This is a genomic window from Pseudomonas anguilliseptica (assembly GCF_900105355.1).
Lineage (GTDB): Bacteria > Pseudomonadota > Gammaproteobacteria > Pseudomonadales > Pseudomonadaceae > Aquipseudomonas > Aquipseudomonas anguilliseptica.
In genome coordinates this window covers 4,145,254-4,168,373 of the sequence record NZ_FNSC01000001.1, presented here as the reverse complement: position 1 = coordinate 4,168,373, position 23,120 = coordinate 4,145,254, and the positions used below count along the sequence as shown (strand labels likewise).

Sequence of the window (23,120 nt, the reverse complement as noted above, 5' to 3'; positions counted from 1 at the left end):
AGTTTGACAGCGTGTTGCGTTCGGGTAAGATTGCCGCCCGCAATCGCCGGAAGCGTGGCAGAGCGGTTGAATGCAACGGTCTTGAAAACCGTCGAAGGGGAAACTCTTCCGTGAGTTCGAATCTCACCGCTTCCGCCATATTCCTCTGGCCGTCATTCTTGGGCAGCTTTACTGGCGCTTGCATTTTGACGGTTATGCGTCAAGCTGGGATTAACAAATCTCCAGCCTTCCAACCCAACCAGCTGCTCTTGGCGGCTGATGCAAACGGGGTGTCGCTTGATCAGGGTGCTAGTTGTTGATGACCACGACCTGGTACGTACCGGCATCACCCGCATGCTGGCTGATATCGACGGTTTGCATGTAGTTGGTCAAGCCGAGTCTGGCGAAGAATCCCTGAAGAAAGCCCGCGAGCTGAAGCCCGATGTTGTCCTGATGGACATCAAGATGCCGGGCATCGGTGGCCTCGAGGCCACGCGCAAGCTGATTCGCAGCCATCCTGACCTCAAAGTCGTTGCGGTTACCGTCTGCGAAGAAGATCCGTTCCCTACGCGCCTGCTGCAGGCCGGTGCTGCTGGTTACCTGACCAAGGGCGCGGCCCTGGAAGAAATGGTTCAAGCCATCCGCATGGTATTCAGCGGCCAGCGCTATATCAGCCCACAGATTGCCCAGCAACTGGCTCTCAAGTCGTTCCAGCCACAAAGCAACAATTCGCCGTTCGATCTGCTCTCCGAGCGTGAAATCCAGATCGCGTTGATGATCGCCGGCTGCCAGAAGGTTCAGGCCATCTCCGACAAGCTCTGCCTGTCGCCGAAAACCGTAAACACTTACCGCTATCGCATCTTCGAAAAGCTGTCGATCACCAGCGATGTCGAGCTGGCCCTTCTGGCCGTGCGCCACGGCATGATTGATGCCAGCAGCTGACGACAGCCGCGCAGCTTTCGATTCCAGCGCGTTTATCTCCACCTGCAGCGGTCGCCCTGGCGTGTACCGCATGTTCGATGTCGACGCCAAGCTGCTCTATGTCGGTAAAGCCAAGAACCTGAAAAAGCGCCTGGCCAGCTACTTCCGCCAAAACGGGTTAGCGCCTAAGACCGCCGCGTTAGTGGGCCGCATCGCGCAGATAGAAACCACCATCACCGCCAATGAAACCGAAGCGTTGCTGCTTGAACAGACGCTCATCAAGGAATGGCGGCCGCCCTACAACATTCTGCTGCGCGACGATAAGTCGTACCCCTATGTGTTTCTATCCGATGGTGATTTCCCGCGCCTGAGCATCCACCGCGGGGCGAAAAAGCAGAAAGGCCGTTACTTTGGCCCATATCCCAGCGCCGGCGCCATCCGCGAGAGCCTCAACCTGTTGCAAAAGACCTTTCTGGTGCGCCAGTGCGAGGACAGCTTCTACAAAAATCGCACGCGGCCCTGCCTGCAATACCAGATCAAGCGCTGCAAAGGCCCCTGTGTCGGCCTGGTAGAACCCGCTGAGTATGCTGACGACGTACGCCATTCGGTGATGTTTCTTGAGGGGCGCAGCAATGCCCTGACTGATGAGCTGTCCAGTGGCATGCAAGCTGCCGCCATGGCCCTCGATTTCGAGCGGGCGGCTGGGCTGCGCGATCAGATATCACTGCTGCGCCGCGTGCAGGATCAGCAGAGCATGGAAGGCGGCACCGGTGATGTGGACGTGGTCGCGGCCATGGTCAATCCAGGCGGTGCATGTGTGCATTTGATCAGCGTACGCGGCGGCCGGGTGCTTGGCAGTAAAAATTTTTTCCCGCAGGTGGCCATTGAGGAGGAGGGCGGTGGCGTACTGCTGGCCTTCCTTGCGCAGTACTACCTGAGCAGCCAGGAACGCGACCTGCCGAGCGAGTTGATCGTCAATGCGCAACACGAAGATTTCGCCACGCTGATCGCCGCCATTGATGAGTTACGCGGCCGTGAGCTGAGTATCAGCTACCGCGTACGCGGTACCCGCGCGCGCTGGCAACAGTTGGCCGTGACGAATGCCGAGCAAGCCCTGGCGGCGCGCCTGGCCAATCGGCAGCACGTTGCCGCGCGCTTTGATGCCCTGGCTCAGGCGCTGGACATGGATGAAGTACCGCAACGCCTGGAGTGCTTCGACATCAGCCACTCCAGCGGCGAGGCGACGGTTGCTTCCTGCGTGGTATTTGGCCCGGAAGGTCCGCTGAAATCCGATTACCGCCGCTACAACATCGAAGGCGTGACGCCCGGTGACGATTACGACGCCATGCACCAGGCGCTGACTCGGCGCTTCAGCAAGATCAAGGATGGCGAAGGCAAGCTGCCGGACATCCTGCTGGTGGACGGCGGTAAAGGCCAACTGGCGATGGCCCGCGAAGTGCTCGAAGAGCTGGCGGTGCCAGACCTGATTCTGCTTGGCGTTGCTAAAGGCACTACGCGCAAACCGGGCTTGGAAACCCTGTATCTGAATGACGCCGCCCATGAATTTACTTTGCCGGGCAATTCACCGGCACTGCATCTGATTCAGCAGATTCGCGATGAATCGCACCGCTTTGCCATTACCGGGCACCGCGCACGTCGTGGCAAAACTCGACGTACCTCCATCCTTGAGGAAGTTGCTGGCGTAGGCCCCAAGCGCCGGCGTGAGCTGCTCAACCACTTCGGCGGGCTACAGGAACTGTCCCGCGCCAGCATCGAAGAAATTGCCAAAGCACCAGGGATCAGTAAAAAACTCGCCGAGTTGATTTATGCGGCCCTGCACAGTGAGTAGAATGCTGGCTCTCTTTACCGCCAAGTCGTGTCGATGAATATCCCCAACCTGCTGACCGTGCTCCGTGTACTGCTGATCCCGGTGTTTATTCTGCTGTTCTACCTGCCCTTCAGCTGGAGCTATTGGGCCGCTAGCGCGGTGTTTTCAGTCGCAGCGGCAACGGACTGGCTGGATGGTTATCTGGCCCGTCGATGGGAGCAGAGCACGCCTTTTGGTGCTTTCCTCGATCCGGTTGCCGACAAGCTGATGGTGGCGGTTGCTCTGGTGTTACTGGTGGCTGAGCACGCCAATCTCTGGTTGACGCTGCCTGCGGCCATCATCATCGGTCGCGAAATTGTGGTTTCGGCACTGCGTGAATGGATGGCAGAGATAGGTGCCCGTGCGCATGTTGCCGTATCCAAGTTGGCAAAATGGAAAACCGCCGCACAGATGGTTGCCCTGGTAATTTTGCTGGCCAATCCACCGACCTTTACCGCCTGGGTTGTGCTCGGTTACGCGCTGCTGATCATTGCCGCGGTACTTACCTTGTGGTCGATGGCGCAGTACCTGCTGGCTGCATGGCCACACCTGCGAATCACCGCGGAAAAGAAATAAGCTTTTTTGAATCAAGGGGTTGACGGGCCGTTCTGAAGCTATAGAATGGCGGCCGTCAGCACGACAAGCGGGAATAGCTCAGTTGGTAGAGCACGACCTTGCCAAGGTCGGGGTCGCGAGTTCGAGTCTCGTTTCCCGCTCCAATTTCAACGGACCGTTTACACGGTCCGTTTAGTTTCAAGGCTGAGTAGCAGAGTGGTTATGCACCGGATTGCAAATCCGTGAACGCCGGTTCGATTCCGACCTCAGCCTCCAATTAGAAAAGCCTCGTAGATCACTGATTTACGAGGCTTTTTCATTTAAGCTTGAAACCTTGCGAGGTATCCAAGGGCTGCATATAGTCCAAGCCTCGCAATGCAGCGCTACCGCCCGAATGGCGAAATCGGTAGACGCAAGGGACTTAAAATCCCTCGAGGGTAACCTCGTGCCGGTTCGACCCCGGCTTCGGGCACCATGTACATGATTTCAGATGTTCCTGTATGAACCTGAAACCCACTAAAACCGGCACTCTTGCCGGTTTTTTTGTGCCAGTATGTTTTTGAATGATCCTGTACAGCTCCGCATTTTAGGGATACGTTTAGGGATATGTTTGGTTCGACAAGGAACGTATCCCTATGGCGCGCACTGTCACCCCTCTGACAGACCCGAAATGCGAGGCCGCCAGGCCACGCGAAAAGGACTACAAGCTATTTGATGGCCAAGGGTTGTACCTGTTGGTTAAACCTACGGGCGTGAAGTCCTGGCGATTCAAATACACCAAGCCAGACGGCCGTGGCGGCTTGACCGCATTTGGTAATTACCCGGCGCTGACGCTCAAGGGGGCCAGGGAGCGGCGAGCAGATGCATTGGAGTTGCTAGCTAACGGGCTTGACCCTGTCGAGCAAGCACGCCAAGTGAAGATTGATGAGGCCGCAGCTGGCACAAATACTTTCGAGGCTGTGGCGCGGGACTGGCATGCCAGGATGGGCAAGTGGTCGAAAGACCATGCGGCTAGGGTGCTGAAAGAGATTGAGGCTGACCTTTTTCCAGTACTTGGCAAACGCTTGGTATCTGAGCTGAAAACGCGTGACCTACTGGCAGCCCTCAAAATTGTTGAGAAGCGAGGGGCGCTTGATCTGGTTGGTCGCTTGCGCCAGCGCATCGTCGGCATCATGCGCGTTGCTGTTCAGCAGAACCTGATTGAGTTCAATCCGGCATTGGACTTGATAGGTGGCACTGTTAGCCCCAAGACCAAGCATCGGCCTGCGCTGCCGCTGGATCGATTGCCGGAGCTGATAGGGCGCATTGAAGCTGATGGCGGGCGACCGCTAACGCGACTTGCAACCATGCTGACTCTGCTGGTTTTCGTCCGCTCCAGTGAGCTGCGTTTTGCCCGCTGGCCTGAGTTCGATTTGAAGCGGGCAATCTGGACGATGCCTGGCGAGCGTACCGAGATTGAAGGGGTCAAGCGTTCGCACCGTGGGGCCAAAATGGGACCCCCCCATTTGGTGCCGTTGTCCCGCCAGGCTTTAGCCGTAATAGAGCAGGTACAACAGCTTACCGGCCGGTTTGATTTAGGGATGGTCTGAAAAAGACTTCCTGATTTTGGCAAAATATCCGCACTCCACCCGCCGAGTTTTCCGATGAAGCAGATGACCTTCGCCGACGCCGAGTATGCCGGCAAGCGCAAGCAGACCCGCAAAGAATTGTTCCTGATCGAGATGGATCGGGTAGTGCCATGGAAAGGGTTGATCGCTTTGATCGAGCCGCATTATCCAAAGGGTGAAGGCGGCCGACCGTCCTATCCGCTGATGGCGATGCTGCGAGTGCATCTGATGCAAAACTGGTTCGGTTACAGCGACCCGGCGATGGAAGAGGCGCTGTACGAGACCACCATCCTACGCCAGTTTGCCGGGCTGACTCTGGAGCGCATTCCTGACGAAACCACCATCCTCAACTTCCGCCGCTTGCTGGAAAAACACGAACTGGCTGCCGGCATCCTGGCCGTGATCAATGGCTACCTGGGTGACCGTGGTTTGTCGCTGCGCCAAGGCACCATCGTCGATGCCACGCTGATCAACGCGCCGAGTTCAACCAAGAACAAGAACGGTAAGCGTGACCCTGAGATGCACTCAACCAAGAAAGGCAATCAGTATTACTTCGGCATGAAGGCGCACATCGGGGTGGATGACGAGTCTGGCTTGGTGCACAGCGTGGTGGGTACTGCCGCCAACGTGGCGGATGTCACCCAGGTCGATAAGCTGCTGCACGGCGAGGAAAACATGGTGGGGGCCGATGCCGGATATACCGGTGTCGAGAAGCGCCCCGAGCATGAGGGCCGTCAAGTGATCTGGCAGGTTGCAGCACGGCGTAGCACTTACAAGAAACTCGGTAAGCGCAGCGCGCTGTACAAAGCCAAGCGCAAAATCGAGAAGGCCAAGGCCCAAGTGCGAGCCAAGGTCGAGCATCCGTTTCGGGTGATCAAGCGTCAGTTCGGTTATGTGAAGACGCGCTTCCGTGGCCTGGTCAAAAACACGGCGCAACTGGTGACTTTATTCGCGCTGTCAAATCTGTGGATGGCGCGCCGACATTTACTGACGAATGCAGGAGAGGTGCGCCCGTAATGCTGGAAATGGCTGCCGCGAGGTGCTCGCGGCGGCTAAAAACACAGAAATGAGCCGGTAATCTGATCGTTTTTGATCGATTTATCACTTTCGAAATCAGCAGAGGCTGACGTCAGCCAGAAATGCATGGCTACTTCAGAGGATCCTTAAGGATGCCAGCGATGAACAGCGCTACCGGGGCCGCCAGCAGCACAGCCTACCGCTCCTCGATCAGCTCAAGACCTGGCTGGAGAAAACCCAGCCGCAGGTCACGGCGCAGAATGCCCTGGGCAAAGCAGTGAACTACCTGGCGAGCAACTGGAGCCGACTCGAACGCTACATCGAGGCTGGCCACCTGCCGATCGATAACAACGCTGCCGAGCGCGCGATCCGGCCCTTCGTCATAGGTCGCAAGAACTGGCTGTTCAGCGACACGCCGAAAGGCGCGACCGCCAGCGCCCAACTCTACAGCCTGGTGGAAACCGCCAAGACCAATGGCCAGGAGCCCTACGCCTGGCTGCGCCATGTCCTCGAACGCCTGCCGCTGGCCAACAGCGTTGAAGCCTACGAAGCGCTGCTGCCTTGGAACTGCCAACCAACGACGCCACTGTAAAACGCAAAACCTCTCCAGAGGGAGGTGGGGTCTATGGAGCGCTTACGATGTATGTCGCAGCTGAGGTAAAAGATTCGTGAGCAAAGGTTACTTTGCTCTTTGCCGACCCCGTGCAGCCCAGTAGCATCGGTTCACTTGCATAAGGAGTGAGCGATGCGCACGAAATTAGATACCTGCCTGGAATCGATCAATCAGGTGGTACTGGGCAAGGAGGCGCAGGTTCGCCTAGCCATGACCTGCCTGCTGGCGCGCGGCCACCTGCTGATCGAGGATTTGCCCGGCATGGGTAAAACCACCCTCAGCCATGCTCTGGCCAAAGTGCTGGGCCTGAGTTTCCAGCGGATCCAGTTCACCTCTGACCTCTTGCCGGGTGACATCCTCGGCACCTCGGTGTTCGACAAGGACACCGGGCAATTTATCTTCCATCCGGGGCCAATCTTCGCCGAGCTGGTGCTCGCCGATGAGATCAACCGCGCCACGCCGAAAAGCCAGAGTGCGCTGCTTGAAGCCATGGAGGAGGGCCAGGTGACCATCGAAGGCGCGACCCGGCCGCTGCCTGAACCCTTCTTTGTAATTGCCACGCAGAACCCGGTCAGTCAGGGCGGCACTTTCGCCTTGCCCGAGTCGCAACTGGACCGTTTTCTGATGCGTCTATCGCTCGGCTATCCCGGCAAGGCTGCGGAAAAGGCCTTGCTGCTGGGCGACTCGCGGCGCTCCGTACTGCCCACCCTGCCAGCACTGCTGGATCATGCTGAACTGGCCCTGCTGCAGGCCGAAGTACCGAAGGTGCGCGCCAGCGATGCACTGATCGACTATGTGCTGCGCCTGGTCGATGCCACGCGCACCCAGCCGCAGTTCGCCTGGGGCCTGTCACCACGGGCTAGCCTGGCCCTGCTGGCAGCGGCACGAGCCTGGGCTTTCCTCGCCGGGCGTGACTACGTGATTCCCGAGGACGTACAGGCCGTACTGCCTTCGGTGGTCGGTCATCGCCTGCGTGAGCGCGCCGACCCGGCAGGGCATGGCGCCGGCAGCCTGGTGCAGTGGTTGTTGCGTGAGGTGCCGGCGCTTTGATCGCCCAGCTCAGACCGCGCTGGAACCGCTGGCTGGCGCGGCGCATTCCGGCTGCGGCCAGCGTGCGCCTGAACCAGCGGCGGATCTTTATCATCCCCAGCCGGGTCGGCGCGGCTTTTATGCTGGCGCTGCTGTTGATGCTACTGGCGGCGATCAACTACCAGAACAGCCTGGCCTATGGCCTGACCTTCCTGCTGGCCTCGGTGTTCGTCGTGGCCATTCTGCACACCTACCGCAACCTGGCTGGCTTGATCCTCAAAGCCGGTACTGCGCCGGCGGTATTTGTTGGCGAACCCGCCGGTTTTCGCGTGCGCCTGGAAAGCAGTCAGCGATCTCATCAGGCCGTCAGCCTGGGTTGGCCTCCGGCTGATTTGCAGACTCTGGATGTGCTGCCGCAGGGCGTGAGCGAATGTCAGCTAAACCTGCCGGCGCTGCAGCGCGGCTGGCTGCGGCCCGGTCGTCTGCGGGTTGAGAGCCGTTTCCCCCTGGGAATTCTGGTGGCTTGGAGCTGGGTCGATCTGGATCAGCAGGTGCTGGTCTACCCACGGCCATTGCCGGGTGATCTGCCGTTGTCCGCTGGTGCCAGTGAGGATCAGGACGAAGAGGGCAGTCGGCCCCATGGTCAGGGCGTGGATGATTATCAGGGGCTGAAGACCTACCAGCCAGGCGACTCCAAGCGACGTCTGCACTGGAAAGCCTATTCCCGTGGCCAAGGCCTGCTGGTCAAGGATTTCGCCTCAATCACTGGGCGTGATCTGTATCTGGATTTCGAGACATTGGCCGGCGATGTGGAGGCTCGCCTGTCGCTGCTCTGCCATTGGGTGTTGCAGCTGTCCGAACGGCAGCAGCCGTTTGCTCTGAGCCTGCCGGGTCAGGTGCTGGGCGCCGACAGTGGCGAGCTGCACCGTGATGCCTGCCTGCGCGCCCTGGCGCTGTTCGGGCGTGCGCCATGAGTCGGGTTACCGCGATTCCGCGGATCAGCCTGACCTGGCTGCTGGTGGCGCAGGTACTGGTGATCATTCCTCATCTGACGCACTTACCGCTGTGGATTATCGGCCTGTGGCTGGGTAGCGCAGCCTGGCGCATCCAGATTTTCCGCATGCGCGCGCGTTACCCTAATGCCTGGGCCAAGGGCGGTCTGATGTTGGCCGCAGCGCTTGGGGTGTTTCTCTCCCGTGGCAGCCTGATTGGCCTGGATGCCGGAGTGGTGCTGCTGGTCGCCGCTTTTGTACTGAAGCTGCTGGAGATGCGCACGCGACGTGATGCACTGGTGCTGATCTTTCTCGGCTTCTTTGTAGTGGTTACCGCCTACCTGTTCGATGACAGCATGCTGATGGCCTTCTACAGCCTGCTCCCGGTCACCGCCTTGCTCGCAGCCCTGATTGGCCTGCAGCAGAGCAGCCTGGCCGCGCAACCCTGGCCGACCGCACGCCTGGCCGGCGGGCTGCTGCTGCAGGCGTTGCCGGTGATGTTGCTGCTGTTTGTCTTTTTCCCGCGCATGGGCCCGCTGTGGTCGTTACCAGTGCCGAATGACAAGGCTACTACCGGCCTGTCGGACAGCATGGTCCCGGCGGATATCGCCGACCTTAGCCGTTCTGCAGCGCTGGCGTTTCGTGCCAGTTTCAACGGTGAAACACCGCCGCGCAGTGAGTTGTACTGGCGCGCGCTGACCCTGGATCGCTTCGATGGGCGGCGCTGGTCGCAATCCAATTACGCCGAGTTTGGCCCCGGCGCACAGTGGCAGAAGCGCGGCGAGGCGCTGAGTTACAGCATCGTTATGCAGCCGAGTTCACAGCGCTGGCTGTTTGCTCTGGATGTGGCGGAGACCACGTTGGAACAGACCCGGCAGATGAGCGATTTCCGTCTGCAGCGGCGTCAGCCAGTGGACCGCTCGCTGATCTATCAGGCCACCTCCTGGCCGCAGGCGCTACGCGAGCCGCAACCGCCTCGGGAAACCTTGCGTCGCGCCTTGCAGTTGCCGGATCAGGGCGAGCCGCGCAGCCGCGCCTGGGCTGAACAGCTCAAGCGTGAGTATGCGCAGCCCGAACAGCTGGTGCAGGCGCTGCTTAGTCATTTCAACCGCGAGCCCTTTGCCTACACCCTGCGCCCGCCGGTGCTGGGGCAGAACAATGTCGATGATTTCCTGTTTGAAACCCGCAGCGGCTTCTGCGCGCATTACGCCGGGGCCATGACCTATGTGCTGCGCGCGGCGGGCATTCCGGCGCGGGTCGTGGCCGGTTATCAGGGCGGCGAATACAACCCGGCGGGTAACTATGTGCAGGTGCGCCAGTTTGATGCTCATGCCTGGGTTGAGTACTGGCAGGAGGGACGGGGTTGGGTCAGTGTCGATCCGACCTTCCAGGTGGCACCTGAGCGGGTTGAAATGGGCCTGGAGGAGGCCCTGGCAGGTGAGCAGAGTTTTCTCGAAGATTCGCCTTTCTCCCCGCTGCGCTACCGCAACCTTAGTTGGCTGAATGAGTTGCGCCTAGCCTGGGACAATATCAATTACGGTTGGCAGCGCTGGGTGTTGGGCTACCAGAGTCAGCAGCAACTGGAGTTTCTTCAGCGTTGGCTGGGGCGGGTGGATGCCCAGGCGCTGGTGATCGGTTTGGTCGGTGGCGGGGCGCTGCTGCTTGGTTTGCTATCACTCTGGCTGTTCAAACCCTGGCAGCGTGAACGTGATGTGCAACAGCGGCTGTTTCGCCGCTTTGAGGGTCTGCTGGCGCGCCATGGCGTGCCACGTAGATCCGGCGAAGGGCCGCGTGACTATGCCGTGCGGGCATCCCAGCAGCTGCCAGCTCAGGCGCAAGCGATTAGCAATTTTGCGGCGGCCTTCGAGGCGCAGCGTTATGCCGGGCAAGAACCTTCTACCGTGCAGCTGCGCCTGCACCTGAAGACTCTCAGACGCGCGCTGCCTTGGCGGTTTACTCGTCTGGAGCCGTAGTACCGCGACCATTGGCCACTTGTGGCTAATCATCAAGCGCATAAGCTGGGGGCGATTTCACAGGAGTGATGCAGTGCAAGGCTTGATTGATGAAGTGCCACGACACGTACTGCGCATTCATATGCGCTTGTTTGCCTGCCGTGAACGGCTGCGGGTGGCCACCGATGACGAGGCCCTGCACGATCTGCGTATTGCCTTGCGCCAATTGCGCAGCCTGCTGCGGCCGTTATCTTCTGTCGCGGTCTGTGAGGCTTTGCAGCAGCGGGCGGCCGAGCTGGGTCGCCTGACCGGTCCACTACGCGACCGTGAAGTGCTGCAGGGCTATCTGCAACAGCAAGGGTTCGATAGCGCCGCACAATCCCGCTTGCCTCTGTTACAGCAAGGCTACCTGCAGCTGTTGGACAGCCCACCGTTGGCCCATTTGCTCAATGCATTGGATGACTGGCCGCAGCAGTGGCGCCAGGCTGCCAGCAACGGGCAACTGCGTGGTCTGGACAAACTGATCAGGCAACGCCTGCGCAAGGATCGCAAGCGGCTGGCGCAGGCACTGCTTGACCCCGCCCATGACCGTCATCGCCTGCGTTTGCTGGTCAAACGTCTGCGTTATGCCGCTGAGGCCTATCCGCAGTTGGCCGATTTGTCCGGGTGTATGCGCATGCAGCTGAAACAGGTGCAGTCAGCGCTGGGTGATTGGCACGACCACTGGCAGTGGCTGCAGCGCGCTGAGGTGGAAGTGGATCTGCAGCCCTGTGTGCCTGCTTGGCGTGAGGCAATGCTGAGTGCCGAGCAGCAGGCTGATCTGGCCTTAGAGGGATTGACCGCAGGGTTTGTTCGCACCAGCAGCTGAGTTGGCGGAAAAGTCGTTATACCTTCGGCTTGTTTGACCGAAATGTCGTGTCATCTGTGCTCACCTTTGCCCTAAGATCACCGGCATCTTCAGTGTTCGAGGTGGTTATGGGCTTTTCCGAATTACTCCAGGCGGTGCGCGACAACCCTCAGTCGGTGTCGATTCCCGCGCAGTGGGGGCAGGGTCGCGCCAGTTTTGGTGGCCTGGTGGCGGCGCTGGTATACGAGGCCATGCGCGCTCAGGTGCCGAGCGGACGACCGCCGCGTTCACTGGCGATTACCTTTGTTGGTCCAGCCGCGCCTGATGTGCCAGTACGCTTTGAAGTGGAAGTGCTGCGCGAAGGCAAGGCTGTCAGCCAGGTGCTGGGGCGGGCGACACAGGATGGTCAGGTGGTGACCCTAGTGCAGGGCAGCTTCGGCGCCGGGCGTGAGTCGCGCATCGCCGTGCAGGCCGATCCCGCGCCGCAAGCCAAGGCGGTGGAGGAGTGCCAGGAGCTGCCATATATCCCCAATGTCACCCCAGAGTTCACGCGTTTTCTGGCCATGCGCTGGGCGTTTGGTGGCATGCCATTTACCAATATTCCGTCGCGCGACATGGGGGGGTGGGTACGCTTGCGTGATCAAGGCAGTGCCGAACCGGCGAATGAGGCCCATCTGCTGGCTCTGGTCGACGCTTGGCCGCCTGCGGTGTTGCCACACCTCAGCACGCCGGCTCCTGGCAGCTCGCTGACCTGGACCATCGAGTTTGTCCAGCCGATGAGCGAACTGAGTACCCTTGATTGGTGCCTGTATCGTGCGCAGATCGAACATGCCCGCGATGGTTATGGCCACGTCGCCGCCGCACTCTGGTCGCCAGCCGGTGAGCTGCTGGCGATCAGCCGGCAGACAGTCGTCGTGTTCGATTAATAAGCCTGTTGCGCCGGCTCTATAACTTGAGCTGGCGAATCGCCTTGTTCAGCTCGCCGGCGAGGCTGGCCAGGTCGGCACTGGTTGTCGCCGACTGACCAGTCTGGCCGACGGTCTGCTCGGTGACATCGCGGATGCGCATCACCGCGCGGTTCATCTCTTCGGCCACTTGGCTCTGCTGTTCCGCTGCCACGGCGATCTGCGTATTGCTTTCACGCATATGCGCCACGGACTCGGTGATGGCGACCAGCGCCTGACCGGCCTCACCGGCCTGTTTGACGCATTCATCGGCCTTGATCGAGCTGTCCTGCATAAAGTCCACGGCATCGCGGGTGCCGCTTTGCAGGGTGTTGATCATCTGGGTGATCACGTCGGTGGAGTCCTGCACGCGTTTGGCCAGGTTGCGCACTTCATCGGCGACCACGGCAAAGCCACGGCCCATTTCGCCGGCGCGGGCAGCTTCGATGGCAGCGTTCAGAGCGAGCAGGTTGGTCTGCTCGGCTATGCCGTGAATTTCACTGACCACGCCACCGATCTTCTTGCTGTCGATCGCCAGCTGCTCGATCATCTGTGCGGTCTGCTGCACGCCGCTGGACAGCCCGGAAATCGACAGGCTCACCCGGTTGACCGCCTGTTGACCGCTGCGCGCCAGGTGCTCGGCGTTTTGTGACTGGTCGCGGGTGTCGGCCGTGTGCTCGGCAATATGGTGCACGGTGGCGGACATCTCATTGATCGCCGTGGCCGCCTGCTCGGTTTCGCTCTGTTGTTCGAGCATGCCCTGGCGTACATCGCGCATATTGCCGGCCAAGCGCTCTGCGCCTTCATCCAGTTGCGCGGCTGACTGGGCGACGATGCCAACTACGCGCTGGTAACCGGCCTGCATGGCATTGAAGGCGCTAGCCATCTGGCCCACTTCATCCTTGCTGTCGAGTGGTACGCGGGCGCGGAGGTCACCGCTTTTTTCCACCTGCAGCATCACATCCTTGAGGGTGTTGAGGTGGCTGAGCAGAAAGCGAATCAGTAACTGCGAGGCCGCCAGCAACAGCAGCATCAATAGCGCGACGACCAGGGCGTAACTAGGAGCACGGTCGAAAAACACCTCGGGCAGACTTGGCGCCGAGGCGGTGATGGCCAGGCGCTGACCGTCTTCGTGGACGATGACTTCGACGCCGATCAGCCCCGCGCTGCCATTTAAATCGACCCAGCCGAGTGCGTTGGCCAGGGCGCTGCCCTGATTATCCGGTAGGCGCGGAGCCTGGCCCGTGGCAAAACTCAACAGGTTGCTCGCGCTTGGCAGGGACTGCTCCTGTGGCCATTGGTTTAACAGTCGGGCTTGCTGCTGCGCGGCCTGCTTGGCGGCGGCGTGATGCACCTGCTGCTCCAGATGCAGCGCGTAGAGCACCAATAGCAGCGTGGTAAAGAAGGCCACGGCATTTACGGCCCAGAATTTGTACTTCAGGGAAAGGTCGCTGATCCAATGGCCCATGCAGGTGTCTCTGTGTGAGGTGAAGGCTTGGCAAAGTGCCAGTAGTGTCGCTCAGCCTCACAGTGGATCTATTGATCCTTATCAACAAGCCAGCCGGCATCGCGCTACTGGACGATTAGCTGGCGACACCCTTGAACGCGGGTAGTTTGAAGAAGGCCTGCGCTGCTGCACTGGTATGGATCGCCACCATCTGCTCGGTTTCACCACGATGCAGCGCCACTTCACGCAACACTTCAACCAGAAAGGCGGGCTCGTTACGGCCGCTCTTCGGTTTCGGCCGCAGGCTGCGCGGCAGCAGGAAGGGGGCATCACTTTCCAGCATCAGGCGGCCACGGGGTATTTCCTTGACCAGTGGGTGCAGATGGCTGCCGCGGCGCTCGTCGCAGATCCAGCCGGTGATGCCGATGTGCAGGTCCATGTCCAGGTAGTTGAACAACGCACGCTTCTCCCCGGTAAAGCAGTGCACCACGGCCGCCGGCAACTGGTCGCGGAAATGCCGCAGGATGGCCAGCAGCCGCTCGTCGGCATCGCGTTCATGTAGAAACACCGGCAGTTGCAGTTCTACCGCCAGGGCCAGTTGTTGCTCCAGCACCTGCTCCTGTTGTGGCCGTGGTGAAAAATCGCGATTGAAGTCAAGCCCGCATTCGCCCACCGCGCGCACCCTGGGATCGGCCAGCAAGGCCTTGAGCTGCGCATGGCTGTCGCTGTTCCAGTTGCTGGCATCGTGGGGGTGGATACCGGCGGTACTGAACAAATGTTCTGCGCTGTCATCCAACTGCCGGCACAGTTCCAGGGCGTGCTGGCTTTCCGTCAGGCTGGTGCCGGTCAGCAACATGTGCTGGACGCCTGCCGCATAGGCGCGAGCGAGGAGTGCTTCGCGTTGTTCGGCAAAGCTTGGATGAGTCAGATTGACGCCGATGTCGATGAGTTGCATGGTGCTACCTGCTGAATTGATTGGGCAGCATAACAGAGCTTTTTTAATAGATTAAAAGTCAATAAATACAGCCAGTTAAAGCCTATACATGATGTTGCATATGATTGCTGGCTGGCGTCCGGAGGCGGGCTGTGCGAACCTCCGCGCCCCGCGCGAGGGATCAGTTGCCTTGTCTGCAGCCTGTTTCGCCGGGTGGCGGTGCTGATCTGTCGGACGATTCTGCCCTGGAGCCTTGATGTCGCGAGTGCTGCTCACCTGCTGCCTATTGCTGCTGTCCTGCACAGCGGTAGCGCGCGTGGCTGGCCCACTGGAAGTCGAGCAACCCAAGGCAGCCCGTGACCTGGCAAGCATTCGCAGCAGTGGTGAATTGCGCGTGCTGGTCAACCAGAGTCGCAACAGCTCGGGTGAGGTCAGAGGCCAGAGCATTGGCGTCGAATATCAGCGCGTGCGCGCTTTCGAGCAGTACCTTAATCGCAACGCGCGTGATGGCCGCACGCTCAAACTGAAGATCATCCCGCGTGCCAAGGATCAGCTGCTGGCCGCCTTGCAGCGCGGCGAGGGTGACCTGGTTGCCCCCGGTGAGCTGCTGAGTATGCCGCGTGGCAGCAAACTCAGCGCCAGTGCAGCGATCCGCAACAACGTGCCGCTGATCATCGTCGCCAAACAGGGTAACCGTCGTTACCAGAACCTCGAACAACTGTCGGGGCGCAGTTTGGCGTTGCCAGCAGGCAGTGTGGCGGGGGAGGCGGTGCGGGCGCTCAATCAGCGGCTGATCGACAGCAAACGCTCACCAATTGTCGTCGAGTGGGTCGACCCGAGCCTGGCGGTCGAGGATGTGCTGGAAATGGTTCAGGCCGGTATCTTCAGCGTCACGGCGGTCGAGCAACCGATTGCCGAGCGTTGGGCCAAGGTGATGCCCAAGCTGCGCCTGGACCGTCATCTGCAATTGGCCAGCGACGGTGATATGCGCTGGTATGTGCGCCGCGACACCCCCATGCTTGGCGCGAGCATCGACCGCTTCCTCAAGGGATATCGTGACCCGGCAGATCAGGACGCGGCGTTCCAACGCGTCTACCGGCGCCTGTACAAGGTGCATTACCCGCTGGGCCGTACCGAGCGTCAGCGGCTGGAAAAAGTCCGCCCGGTACTGCAGCGCTATGCGACTCAGCATGATTTCGATTGGCTGGCGCTGGCTGCCGTGGCCTTCAAGGAATCCACTCTTAACCCCGCCGCGCGCGGGGCCGGTGGCGCGACCGGACTGATGCAGATCACCCCGGCGGCGGCGCGCAGCGTTGGCGTGAGCAATATCGGCGTGCTGGATAACAATGTGCAGGCCAGCGCCAAGTACCTGGCGATGATTCGTCGCAACTACTTCAACAGCCCACAGCTCAACGAGCGTGAGCGCATGGCCTTTATTCTGGCCGGTTACAACATGGGCCCGCAACGAGTGCAGAGCTTGCGGGCAGAAGCGCGTCGGCGTGGCTTGAACCCCAACCAGTGGTTCTTTCAGGTTGAGCGGGTGGCGATGGAGCAGATGGGCATGGGCGTGGTCAGCTATGTGAATAGTGTGAATAAGTACTACCTTGCTTATGACCGCGAGCGCTATCTGCTGGAGCCCTAGCGCGTAGGTTGAGAATGTTGATCTATTAATTTATTCGATACTTTAAAGCGATTTTATCCGCTTTAAATATTGGTTAATTGGTTTAATCTTCGTTCCATCAACTCCCCACTACAAGGACTGCTGCATATGAACGCTCTGATCAAATCTGTTGTTGCAACTCAAGCTGGCTATGGCCTTACCGTGCTGCGGATCATCGCCGGCATTACCTTTGCCGCCCACGGTGCGCAGAAGCTGTTTGGCTGGTTTGGCGGTTACGGTCTGGAAGGTGTAGGCCAGTGGATGGAAAGTATCGGCCTGGCGCCGGGCTACTTGTTGGCACTGATGGCCGGTAGCGCCGAGTTCTTTGGTGGCATTGCCTTGATTATCGGTCTGCTGGCGCGCCCAGCTGCAGCGGTGTTGGCAGTGACCATGGTGGTGGCGATTGCCACTGTGCACCTGGCTAACGGCTTCTTTATGAGCAACAACGGTTATGAGTTTGCCCTGGCACTCCTGGCGATCAGCGTCGCGATCCTGATTGAAGGTGCTGGCAAGCTGTCGCTGGACAAGCGCATCGCCGGTTAATCGACACGGCAGCAGCCAGTAAAAAGCCCACTTCGGTGGGCTTTTTACGTTTCAGGGTTGGGGCTTGTTCTGCGTCGCCAGCTGTTCGGCGGCTTCCAGGCGCAGTTGTTCGCGTTCATCGAAGTTCTCTGCGGCCAGCTGGGCAATGGCGGCGCGTTTGTCGCTGGCGCTCATGCCTGGGTTGTTCTCGATGGCGGCTTTTTCACTGCGGTACTGGGCAATGCGTTTTTTCCAGGTTTGCCGCTGCTGATCGAGCACTTCGAGGCGCTGGGTGGCTTCGGCGCCGACCAGTTGTTGACGCAGTTGGCGGATCTGTTCCGGTTTGGCGCCTGCCGCCTGCAATTTCGCAGTCTGTTGGCGCAGCTCGTTCTGCAGTTGCGGCAGCACGGTGTCCTGCATCTCTGCAGGCAGGCTGTTGCGCAGTTGGTCAACGGCGGCGGCTTTGCCGGCATCGTCCAGCTGGCTGTTCTGCAGAATCGCCAGACGTTGCAGAGTGAACTGGTTGTAGGCCTCTTCGCGGGCAAAGAATGCCTGCTGCGTTTCACTGTCGAAAATCCGCGCACGCAGTGCCTGCACGGCGGTCTCACGCTGGCGCAGGGCCTCCAGATTGGCCATCTGCGGCAGGTCACGTTCGAGCAGCACCAGTTCGCGCTTGTAGTCGAGGTATTGGTTTAGCAGGACCAGGGCCTGTTCGCGGGCATTGGCCGGCAGCTCTGCGGCGATATAGGCGCGCAGCCGTTCGACGCTGGCACGCAGCGGTTCTTCACCGGCTGCGGCAAGGAAATAATCGAAGATCCGCCGGATGTCTTCGCTGATCAGCAGGTTGCCGTTGGCGTCCAGGCGAAAGATGCCATCCACCGTGGTGCCGCCAAACGAAGCGGGCAGGGTTTTTAGTGGCTCTACCTTGGCCTGCATGCCAGTCTGGATTGGTATGGCGGCGGGCTTATCAGTGCGGTGAATCGGCTGTGGCCCATCGCCGCTGAGCTGCGCGGGAATATCCACGGGTTGCAGGTACAGCGCGAGAGCCAGGCAGGCGGCGAACAACAGCGGGGACAACAGCAGAAATTTTTTCACAGGCACTCTTTAGACGGACAGACGAATTCGGCGAGGCGGGCAGAAACGCCAGGGGCTGAGGTTAGCCCCTGGCGAAGCTGTTACAGGCCGTCGTTTTTCAGGCGGTTGGCGTGCTGGCGATAGACCGTGACCGGGTCGGTCTCGAACAGGCTGGTCAGCCCCAGCGTCTGGTTGACCTCGTCGAGGTGGTTCATCCGGTAGTTATCGCGGATCACCTTGCCCATGCGCGAGCTGCAGCGACCAACCAGGCCATCGTTGGCTTCGCCCTTGAACGTCAGGGCAGTGGCGCCGAGCAGAAGGTCGCTGGGGTCGATGATATTAGTCACCGGGCTGGTGCCACTCCAGGAGTAGTAGCGCACGCCATTCACTCTGTAGGCCCCTTCACCGCAAGCGGTGGTGGGAATGCCCTGCGGGAACTTGGCATTGAAGCGCGCCGCGCCCTCGCTGTTGAGCGACTCCAGCGAGCCCAGAGCGTTCTGCGGGCTGGTGCTGGAACTGCCGGAGAGAAAGTTGATCAGCGTGCCGAGGCCATTGACGATGCCGGCCAGCAGTGTTTCCCCGGCCGAACCTGGCGGTACCTGGCGGATAAAGTCGGCTGTGGCCGAGCCTTTGTGCGGTGCACCGACGCTGGTGGCTGAGGCAATCAGGTTGGGGCTGACGGCGGCGACATAGCGGATGGTCGGGCCGCCATGGCTATGGCTGATCAGATTGACCTTAGGTTTGCCGCTGATGGCGACAATGTCTTCCACCTGGGCCAGCAGTTCTTCGCCGCGGGCTTCCGAGGTGTTCAGTTGACTGACTTCGGTGATGTACACGCTGGCGCCGTCGCGGCGCAGCGCCGCAGGAATGCCATACCAGTAATCGACACCCAGGATGCTGTCGAAACCGAGCATGCCGTGGGCCAGTACGACCGGGTATTTGGTCTGGGTGTAGCCGGAGGAGCCGAACCAGAATGCATGGGTATTGCCGGAGGCCAGTAAGCCGGCGCCCAGGCAGAGGGCGAGCAGAGTTTTATTGTTGTTCATTGGTGCTCTCGCAAGGGGTTATCGGGCAGTTCAAAGCAATCCATGCAGCCAAAACGCCCATCCCGTGGCGTGTACATCAGCCCGGAAGTATTGGCAGAAACCATGCCAGTAGCCGGAAACAGCCGTGTAGCCCTCTGCTACGGGCGCTACATCGAAGTTGTGCGCAACCCGCAGCAGGCGCAGTACTGCGGGTTTGTTACGGGGTGAAACGGATTCAGGCCCCAGATGATGGAGCAGCGGCTTGCGCGCCGGCGGCAAAAAGCCAGGCTGACAGGCTGATAAGAAGTGCCACCAATCAAAGGTTGGGGTGGTTGGGTATGGCCGCAGCCGAGCGTCTTGACAGTGTTGCGCGGGCTTCTCTAGGATGCCGACCCATGCGCCGATTTAAACAGCTACTTGCGGGGCGCCGGGTTAACTGCTGATTGCAGCGCCCTGAGAAGTACTCTTCGGAGGCTTTGAAATTCCGCTAAAGCGCTGGTTCGGTGTCGCCTCTCACCGCTGCCCAGCGGACTCAATGAGGCAGAGACATATCGATGCACTGTCCCCAACCGCTTATTCGTCTAGCCCCGATCACGTCCGGGCTGACCCTGCACAATCCGAAAATCCTCCTTGGCGGCAGCCACCAGCCGACGCGGTTGCGCTACCTTGATGGCTGGCCCAAACGCTGGCCGGGGCCGCGTACCTTCCTGATCAACTTTGTGCATGACGGCGAATCCCTGGCGCGCTTTGCCAGCAATCATTTCGATATGGCGGTGATCCAGGCGCCAACGGCCGCGCAGCTGGATGAAACCGTGCGTCAGTTGACGCGCGTAGCCAAGCAGGGGCTGATTACCCGGCGCTGAGCGAATCCCACAACGGCTTGGCCACAGCCACTGCCGATCCGCTAGGCTCAAACGATATTGTCAGGGAGTGGGCTATGTTCGAATCCGCCGAGATCGGCCGCAGCATTGATAAAGAAACCTTTGAGGCCGAGGCCCCCGCGCTGCGCGAAGCGCTGCTGGAGGCGCAGTACGAACTGCAGCAGCAAGGGCGTTTTGCCGTGCTTATTCTGATCAACGGCATCGAAGGTGCGGGTAAGGGCGAGACGGTCAAGCTGCTCAATGAGTGGATGGATGCGCGACTGATTCAGGTCAGTACCTTCGATCAGCAGACTGATGAAGAACTGGCGCGGCCGCCGGCCTGGCGCTACTGGCGGCAACTGCCACCCAAGGGGCGCATCGGCATTTTCTTCGGTAACTGGTACAGCCAGATGCTGCAGGGGCGGGTGCATGGGCGGATCAAGAACGCCGTGCTCGATCAGGCCATCGACACCACACTCGGGCTGGAGCGCATGCTCTGCGATGAGGGCACGCTGATCTTCAAGTTCTGGTTCCATCTGTCCAAGCAGCAGATGAAGGCGCGGCTCAAGGCACTGCAGGATGACCCCTTGCACAGCTGGCGGATCAGCCCGTTGGACTGGCAACAGTCAAAAACCTACGACAAATTTGTACGCGTCGGTGAGCGTGTGCTGCGCCGCACCAGCCGCGATTATGCGCCCTGGTATGTAGTGGAAGGTGTGGATGAGTATTACCGCAGCCTGACGGTCGGACGCATCCTGCTCGATGGCTTGCAAGCCGCGTTGAAGGCCAAGGCGCGCCCCGTGCCCCATCCGCATGCCGCGCCGCTGACCTCCAGCCTGGATGAACGTGGGCTGATCGACAGCCTGGACATGACTCAGGCGCTGGACAAGGACAGCTACAACGAGCAACTGGTGCTTGAGCAGGCGCGGTTGTCCAGCCTGATGCGCGACAAACGCATGCGTCGCCATTCGTTGATTGCGGTGTTCGAAGGCAATGATGCAGCCGGTAAGGGCGGGGCAATTCGCCGGGTGATTGGCGCGCTCGATCCGCGCCAGTACCGCATTGTTCCGGTTGCCGCGCCGACCGAGGAAGAGCGTGCGCAGCCTTATCTGTGGCGCTTCTGGCGGCATATTCCACTCCGCGGGAAGTTCACCGTGTTTGATCGCTCCTGGTATGGCCGGGTGCTGGTGGAACGGGTCGAGGGCTTCTGCAGCACTGGCGACTGGCTACGCGCCTATGGCGAGATCAATGACTTCGAAGAGCAGCTCAGCGAAGCCGGCGTGGTGCTGGTGAAGTTCTGGCTGTCGATCGATCAGCAAACCCAGTTGGAACGCTTCAAGGCGCGTGAGCAGATCCCCTTCAAACGTTTCAAGATCACCGAAGAAGATTGGCGTAACCGTGATAAGTGGCCGCTGTACCGCGATGCAGTGGGCGATATGGTCGACCGTACCAGTACGGAAATTGCGCCCTGGACGCTGGTGGAAGCCAATGACAAGCGCTTTGCCCGAATCAAGGTACTGAGCACCATCAATGAGGCGCTTGAAGCCGCATTCGCAAAAGACTGAGGCACATGGACAACAGGATGGTCGCGCATACGACTGATGAATGATCATCGCTGAGTGAGATTGTCCGGCTTTATTCTTGTTGGCAACTCAACCCAATAACAATGAGGTGCGACATGCGTGAAGTGGTGATCGTTGACAGCGTACGGACTGGCTTGGCCAAGTCCTTCCGTGGCAAGTTCAATCTGACCCGTCCAGACGACATGGCGGCTCATTGCGTCAATGCACTGCTGGCGCGCAGCGGTATCGACCCGGCGCTGGTGGATGACTGTATCGTTGGCGCTGGCTCCAATGAAGGCGCCCAGGGCATGAACATCGGCCGCAACGTGGCCGTGCTGTCCGGCCTGGGCACCAACGTGGCCGGCATGACTCTCAACCGTTTCTGCTCCTCGGGCCTGCAGGCCATCGCGATTGCTGCCAACCAGGTGGCGTCGGGCTGCAGCGATGTCATCGTCGCAGGCGGTGTCGAGTCGATCACCATGACCCTGAAAAGCATGAACACGCAGAACCTGTTCAACCCGTTGCTGCAGAAAGAGGTGCCGGGTATCTATTACCCGATGGGCCAGACCGCTGAGATCGTTGCGCGCCGCTACAACGTCAGCCGCGAAGCCCAGGACGCTTACGCCCTGCAGAGCCAGCAGCGCACTGCGCGAGCGCAGGCCGAAGGCTTGTTCGACGATGAAATCGTGCCGATGCACGTGAAATATCAAGTCGAAGACAAAGCCAGTGGCGAGAAGAGCATCGCCGACGGCATCGTCGCTCACGACGACTGCAACCGTGCTGACACCACCTTGGAAAGCCTCGCTGCGCTCAAACCGGTGTTTGCCGACGACGGCTCGGTCACCGCTGGCAATGCCTCGCAGCTCTCCGATGGCGCGTCGATGACTCTGGTGTTGAGCCTGGAAAAGGCCATCGAGCTGGGGCTCAAGCCGCTGGCGTTCTTCCGCGGCTTTGTTGCCGCTGGCTGCGAACCGGACGAGATGGGCATTGGTCCGGTGTTCTCGGTGCCCAAGCTGCTCAAGGCCAAGGGTCTGAGCATTGCCGATATCGACCTGTGGGAGCTTAACGAAGCCTTTGCTTCGCAGTGCCTGTATGCCCGCGACCGTCTGGAAATCGATAACGCCAAGTACAACGTCAATGGCGGCTCGATTTCCATCGGCCACCCGTTCGGCATGACCGGTTCGCGTCAGGTCGGCCATCTGGTGCGTGAGCTACAGCGGCGCCAGCTGCGCTACGGCATCGTCACCATGTGTGTGGGCGGCGGCATGGGCGCAACCGGGTTGTTTGAAGCGGTGCGCTGATCGTCCTGCGCTAAATAAAAAACCGCGACGTGTCGCGGTTTTTTATTGGCTGGTCTTTGTGTTCAGAATGCGCGGCTTTCGATGATCTCGTTGGCCTGGATCATCCTGCGGATATAGAAGGCGATCTCGCGTTCGGCATCCGTTCGGTTGAAATAGGGGCCTTCCAGGGTGCCCTCGCGGGTGGAGAAGAAGAACTGGCCGTTGACCGCGCTAACGCGTTCGCTGCGGTAGTGGGTGCCGGGGTTATGGTCGATATGGCGTTGACCGAACATAGATGAACCTCCCGCAAAGTGAGCTTCTAAGCTTCTGAGGTCAGTCTAAACGGGGTTTTTATGGTTGCATCAAATAGCGACAAATGGTCGTTTTTGCCGAAATTCGGCATGATTTCCACGGGTTTTATATTTTTTGACGC

22 protein-coding genes, 4 tRNA genes and 1 pseudogene are annotated in these 23,120 nt (G+C 60.0%); 21 read left to right on the top strand and 6 right to left on the bottom strand.

All coding sequences use genetic code 11. From position 1 onward, the window contains the following. The first annotated feature begins 48 nt into the window (after positions 1-48). From BLW24_RS20430 to BLW24_RS20360, 15 genes are all read left to right on the top strand, one after another. Positions 49-138 (top strand) — tRNA-Ser (locus BLW24_RS20430). 138 nt (positions 139-276) lie between these two features. Further along, a complete protein-coding gene (gacA, locus tag BLW24_RS20425; RefSeq protein ID WP_090386431.1) occupies positions 277-921 on the top strand; it encodes a response regulator transcription factor GacA in 645 nt (214 codons plus the stop codon). Further along, the gene (gene uvrC, locus BLW24_RS20420) at positions 908-2,749 is read left to right on the top strand and encodes an excinuclease ABC subunit UvrC (RefSeq protein WP_090386429.1); all 1,842 of its coding nucleotides are present in this window, start codon (positions 908-910) and stop codon (positions 2,747-2,749) included. The genes gacA and uvrC overlap by 14 nt, the downstream gene beginning before the upstream one ends. A 33-nt stretch (positions 2,750-2,782) precedes the next feature. After that, positions 2,783-3,343: a CDP-diacylglycerol--glycerol-3-phosphate 3-phosphatidyltransferase gene (pgsA, locus tag BLW24_RS20415; RefSeq protein WP_090386427.1), complete on the top strand. Its 561-nt coding sequence runs from the start codon at positions 2,783-2,785 to the stop codon at positions 3,341-3,343. A 67-nt stretch (positions 3,344-3,410) separates the two neighbouring features. Continuing rightward, positions 3,411-3,486 (top strand) — tRNA-Gly (locus BLW24_RS20410). Between the two features lie 38 nt (positions 3,487-3,524). Continuing rightward, a tRNA-Cys gene (locus BLW24_RS20405) sits at positions 3,525-3,598 on the top strand. 112 nt (positions 3,599-3,710) lie between these two features. Beyond that, positions 3,711-3,797, top strand: a tRNA-Leu gene (locus tag BLW24_RS20400). Positions 3,798-3,957: 160 nt separating this feature from the next. Continuing rightward, positions 3,958-4,911, top strand: coding sequence for a tyrosine-type recombinase/integrase (locus BLW24_RS20395; RefSeq protein WP_090386425.1), 954 nt, complete (start codon positions 3,958-3,960; stop codon positions 4,909-4,911). Between the two features lie 54 nt (positions 4,912-4,965). After that, complete coding sequence (locus tag BLW24_RS20390; RefSeq protein WP_090375326.1) at positions 4,966-5,946, top strand: IS5 family transposase; 981 nt, start codon at positions 4,966-4,968, stop codon at positions 5,944-5,946. Positions 5,947-6,025: 79 nt separating this feature from the next. Beyond that, positions 6,026-6,538 carry an IS66 family transposase gene (locus BLW24_RS20385; protein WP_276326466.1) on the top strand — a complete coding sequence of 171 codons (513 nt, stop codon included), beginning with the start codon at positions 6,026-6,028 and terminating at the stop codon, positions 6,536-6,538. Positions 6,539-6,691: 153 nt separating this feature from the next. Continuing rightward, on the top strand, positions 6,692-7,609 hold the full coding sequence (locus BLW24_RS20380; RefSeq protein ID WP_090386423.1) for an AAA family ATPase: 918 nt from the start codon (positions 6,692-6,694) through the stop codon (positions 7,607-7,609). Further along, the gene (locus BLW24_RS20375) at positions 7,606-8,562 is read left to right on the top strand and encodes a DUF58 domain-containing protein (RefSeq protein ID WP_090386421.1); all 957 of its coding nucleotides are present in this window, start codon (positions 7,606-7,608) and stop codon (positions 8,560-8,562) included. The genes BLW24_RS20380 and BLW24_RS20375 overlap by 4 nt, the downstream gene beginning before the upstream one ends. Further along, the gene (locus BLW24_RS20370) at positions 8,559-10,553 is read left to right on the top strand and encodes a transglutaminase TgpA family protein (RefSeq protein WP_090386419.1); all 1,995 of its coding nucleotides are present in this window, start codon (positions 8,559-8,561) and stop codon (positions 10,551-10,553) included. Before BLW24_RS20375 ends, BLW24_RS20370 begins: the two co-directional genes overlap by 4 nt. Positions 10,554-10,626: 73 nt before the next feature. Continuing rightward, a complete protein-coding gene (locus BLW24_RS20365; protein WP_208600203.1) occupies positions 10,627-11,400 on the top strand; it encodes a CHAD domain-containing protein in 774 nt (257 codons plus the stop codon). Between the two features lie 107 nt (positions 11,401-11,507). Continuing rightward, positions 11,508-12,305 carry an acyl-CoA thioesterase gene (locus BLW24_RS20360; RefSeq protein ID WP_090387813.1) on the top strand — a complete coding sequence of 266 codons (798 nt, stop codon included), beginning with the start codon at positions 11,508-11,510 and terminating at the stop codon, positions 12,303-12,305. 19 nt (positions 12,306-12,324) lie between these two features. Here the strand turns inward: BLW24_RS20360 and BLW24_RS27250 are convergent, their stop codons facing one another. The 3 genes and pseudogenes from BLW24_RS27250 to BLW24_RS20350 all read right to left on the bottom strand — a co-directional run bounded on the left by BLW24_RS27250 (position 12,325) and on the right by BLW24_RS20350 (position 14,725). Then, entirely contained in the window at positions 12,325-13,080 is a 756-nt protein-coding gene (locus BLW24_RS27250; protein WP_420875042.1) for a methyl-accepting chemotaxis protein, read from the bottom strand. A 114-nt stretch (positions 13,081-13,194) separates the two neighbouring features. After that, positions 13,195-13,356, bottom strand: a pseudogene (locus tag BLW24_RS27245) (HAMP domain-containing protein); the annotation flags it as partial. Positions 13,357-13,906: 550 nt separating this feature from the next. Beyond that, a complete protein-coding gene (locus BLW24_RS20350; protein ID WP_090386415.1) occupies positions 13,907-14,725 on the bottom strand; it encodes a TatD family hydrolase in 819 nt (272 codons plus the stop codon). A 235-nt stretch (positions 14,726-14,960) separates the two neighbouring features. Between BLW24_RS20350 and BLW24_RS20345 the strand changes: the two genes are divergently transcribed. Both BLW24_RS20345 and BLW24_RS20340 read left to right on the top strand, forming a co-directional pair. After that, positions 14,961-16,346, top strand: coding sequence for an MltF family protein (locus BLW24_RS20345; protein WP_090386413.1), 1,386 nt, complete (start codon positions 14,961-14,963; stop codon positions 16,344-16,346). Between the two features lie 126 nt (positions 16,347-16,472). After that, the gene (locus BLW24_RS20340) at positions 16,473-16,907 is read left to right on the top strand and encodes a DoxX family protein (protein ID WP_090253443.1); all 435 of its coding nucleotides are present in this window, start codon (positions 16,473-16,475) and stop codon (positions 16,905-16,907) included. Positions 16,908-16,958: 51 nt separating this feature from the next. Here BLW24_RS20340 and BLW24_RS20335 read toward each other — a convergent pair whose 3' ends face one another. Both BLW24_RS20335 and BLW24_RS20330 read right to left on the bottom strand, forming a co-directional pair. After that, the gene (locus BLW24_RS20335; RefSeq protein ID WP_090386411.1) at positions 16,959-17,981 is read right to left on the bottom strand and encodes a lipase secretion chaperone; all 1,023 of its coding nucleotides are present in this window, start codon (positions 17,979-17,981) and stop codon (positions 16,959-16,961) included. Positions 17,982-18,061: 80 nt separating this feature from the next. Beyond that, on the bottom strand, positions 18,062-19,006 hold the full coding sequence (locus tag BLW24_RS20330) for a triacylglycerol lipase (RefSeq protein ID WP_090386409.1): 945 nt from the start codon (positions 19,004-19,006) through the stop codon (positions 18,062-18,064). Between the two features lie 42 nt (positions 19,007-19,048). Between BLW24_RS20330 and BLW24_RS26070 the strand changes: the two genes are divergently transcribed. The 4 genes from BLW24_RS26070 to BLW24_RS20315 all read left to right on the top strand — a co-directional run bounded on the left by BLW24_RS26070 (position 19,049) and on the right by BLW24_RS20315 (position 22,708). Next, on the top strand, positions 19,049-19,213 hold the full coding sequence (locus BLW24_RS26070; RefSeq protein WP_167360418.1) for a hypothetical protein: 165 nt from the start codon (positions 19,049-19,051) through the stop codon (positions 19,211-19,213). A gap of 326 nt (positions 19,214-19,539) precedes the next feature. After that, positions 19,540-19,848, top strand: coding sequence for a hypothetical protein (locus BLW24_RS20325; RefSeq protein WP_090386406.1), 309 nt, complete (start codon positions 19,540-19,542; stop codon positions 19,846-19,848). 74 nt (positions 19,849-19,922) lie between these two features. Beyond that, positions 19,923-21,410, top strand: a complete 1,488-nt coding sequence (gene pap, locus BLW24_RS20320) for a polyphosphate:AMP phosphotransferase (protein ID WP_090386404.1) — start codon at positions 19,923-19,925, stop codon at positions 21,408-21,410. A gap of 113 nt (positions 21,411-21,523) precedes the next feature. Beyond that, positions 21,524-22,708 (top strand): thiolase family protein, encoded by a 1,185-nt coding sequence (locus BLW24_RS20315; protein WP_090386403.1) that lies wholly within the window; start codon positions 21,524-21,526, stop codon positions 22,706-22,708. A 62-nt stretch (positions 22,709-22,770) separates the two neighbouring features. Here BLW24_RS20315 and BLW24_RS20310 read toward each other — a convergent pair whose 3' ends face one another. Continuing rightward, entirely contained in the window at positions 22,771-22,980 is a 210-nt protein-coding gene (locus BLW24_RS20310; RefSeq protein WP_090386402.1) for a DUF6316 family protein, read from the bottom strand. Positions 22,981-23,120: the final 140 nt, after the last annotated feature.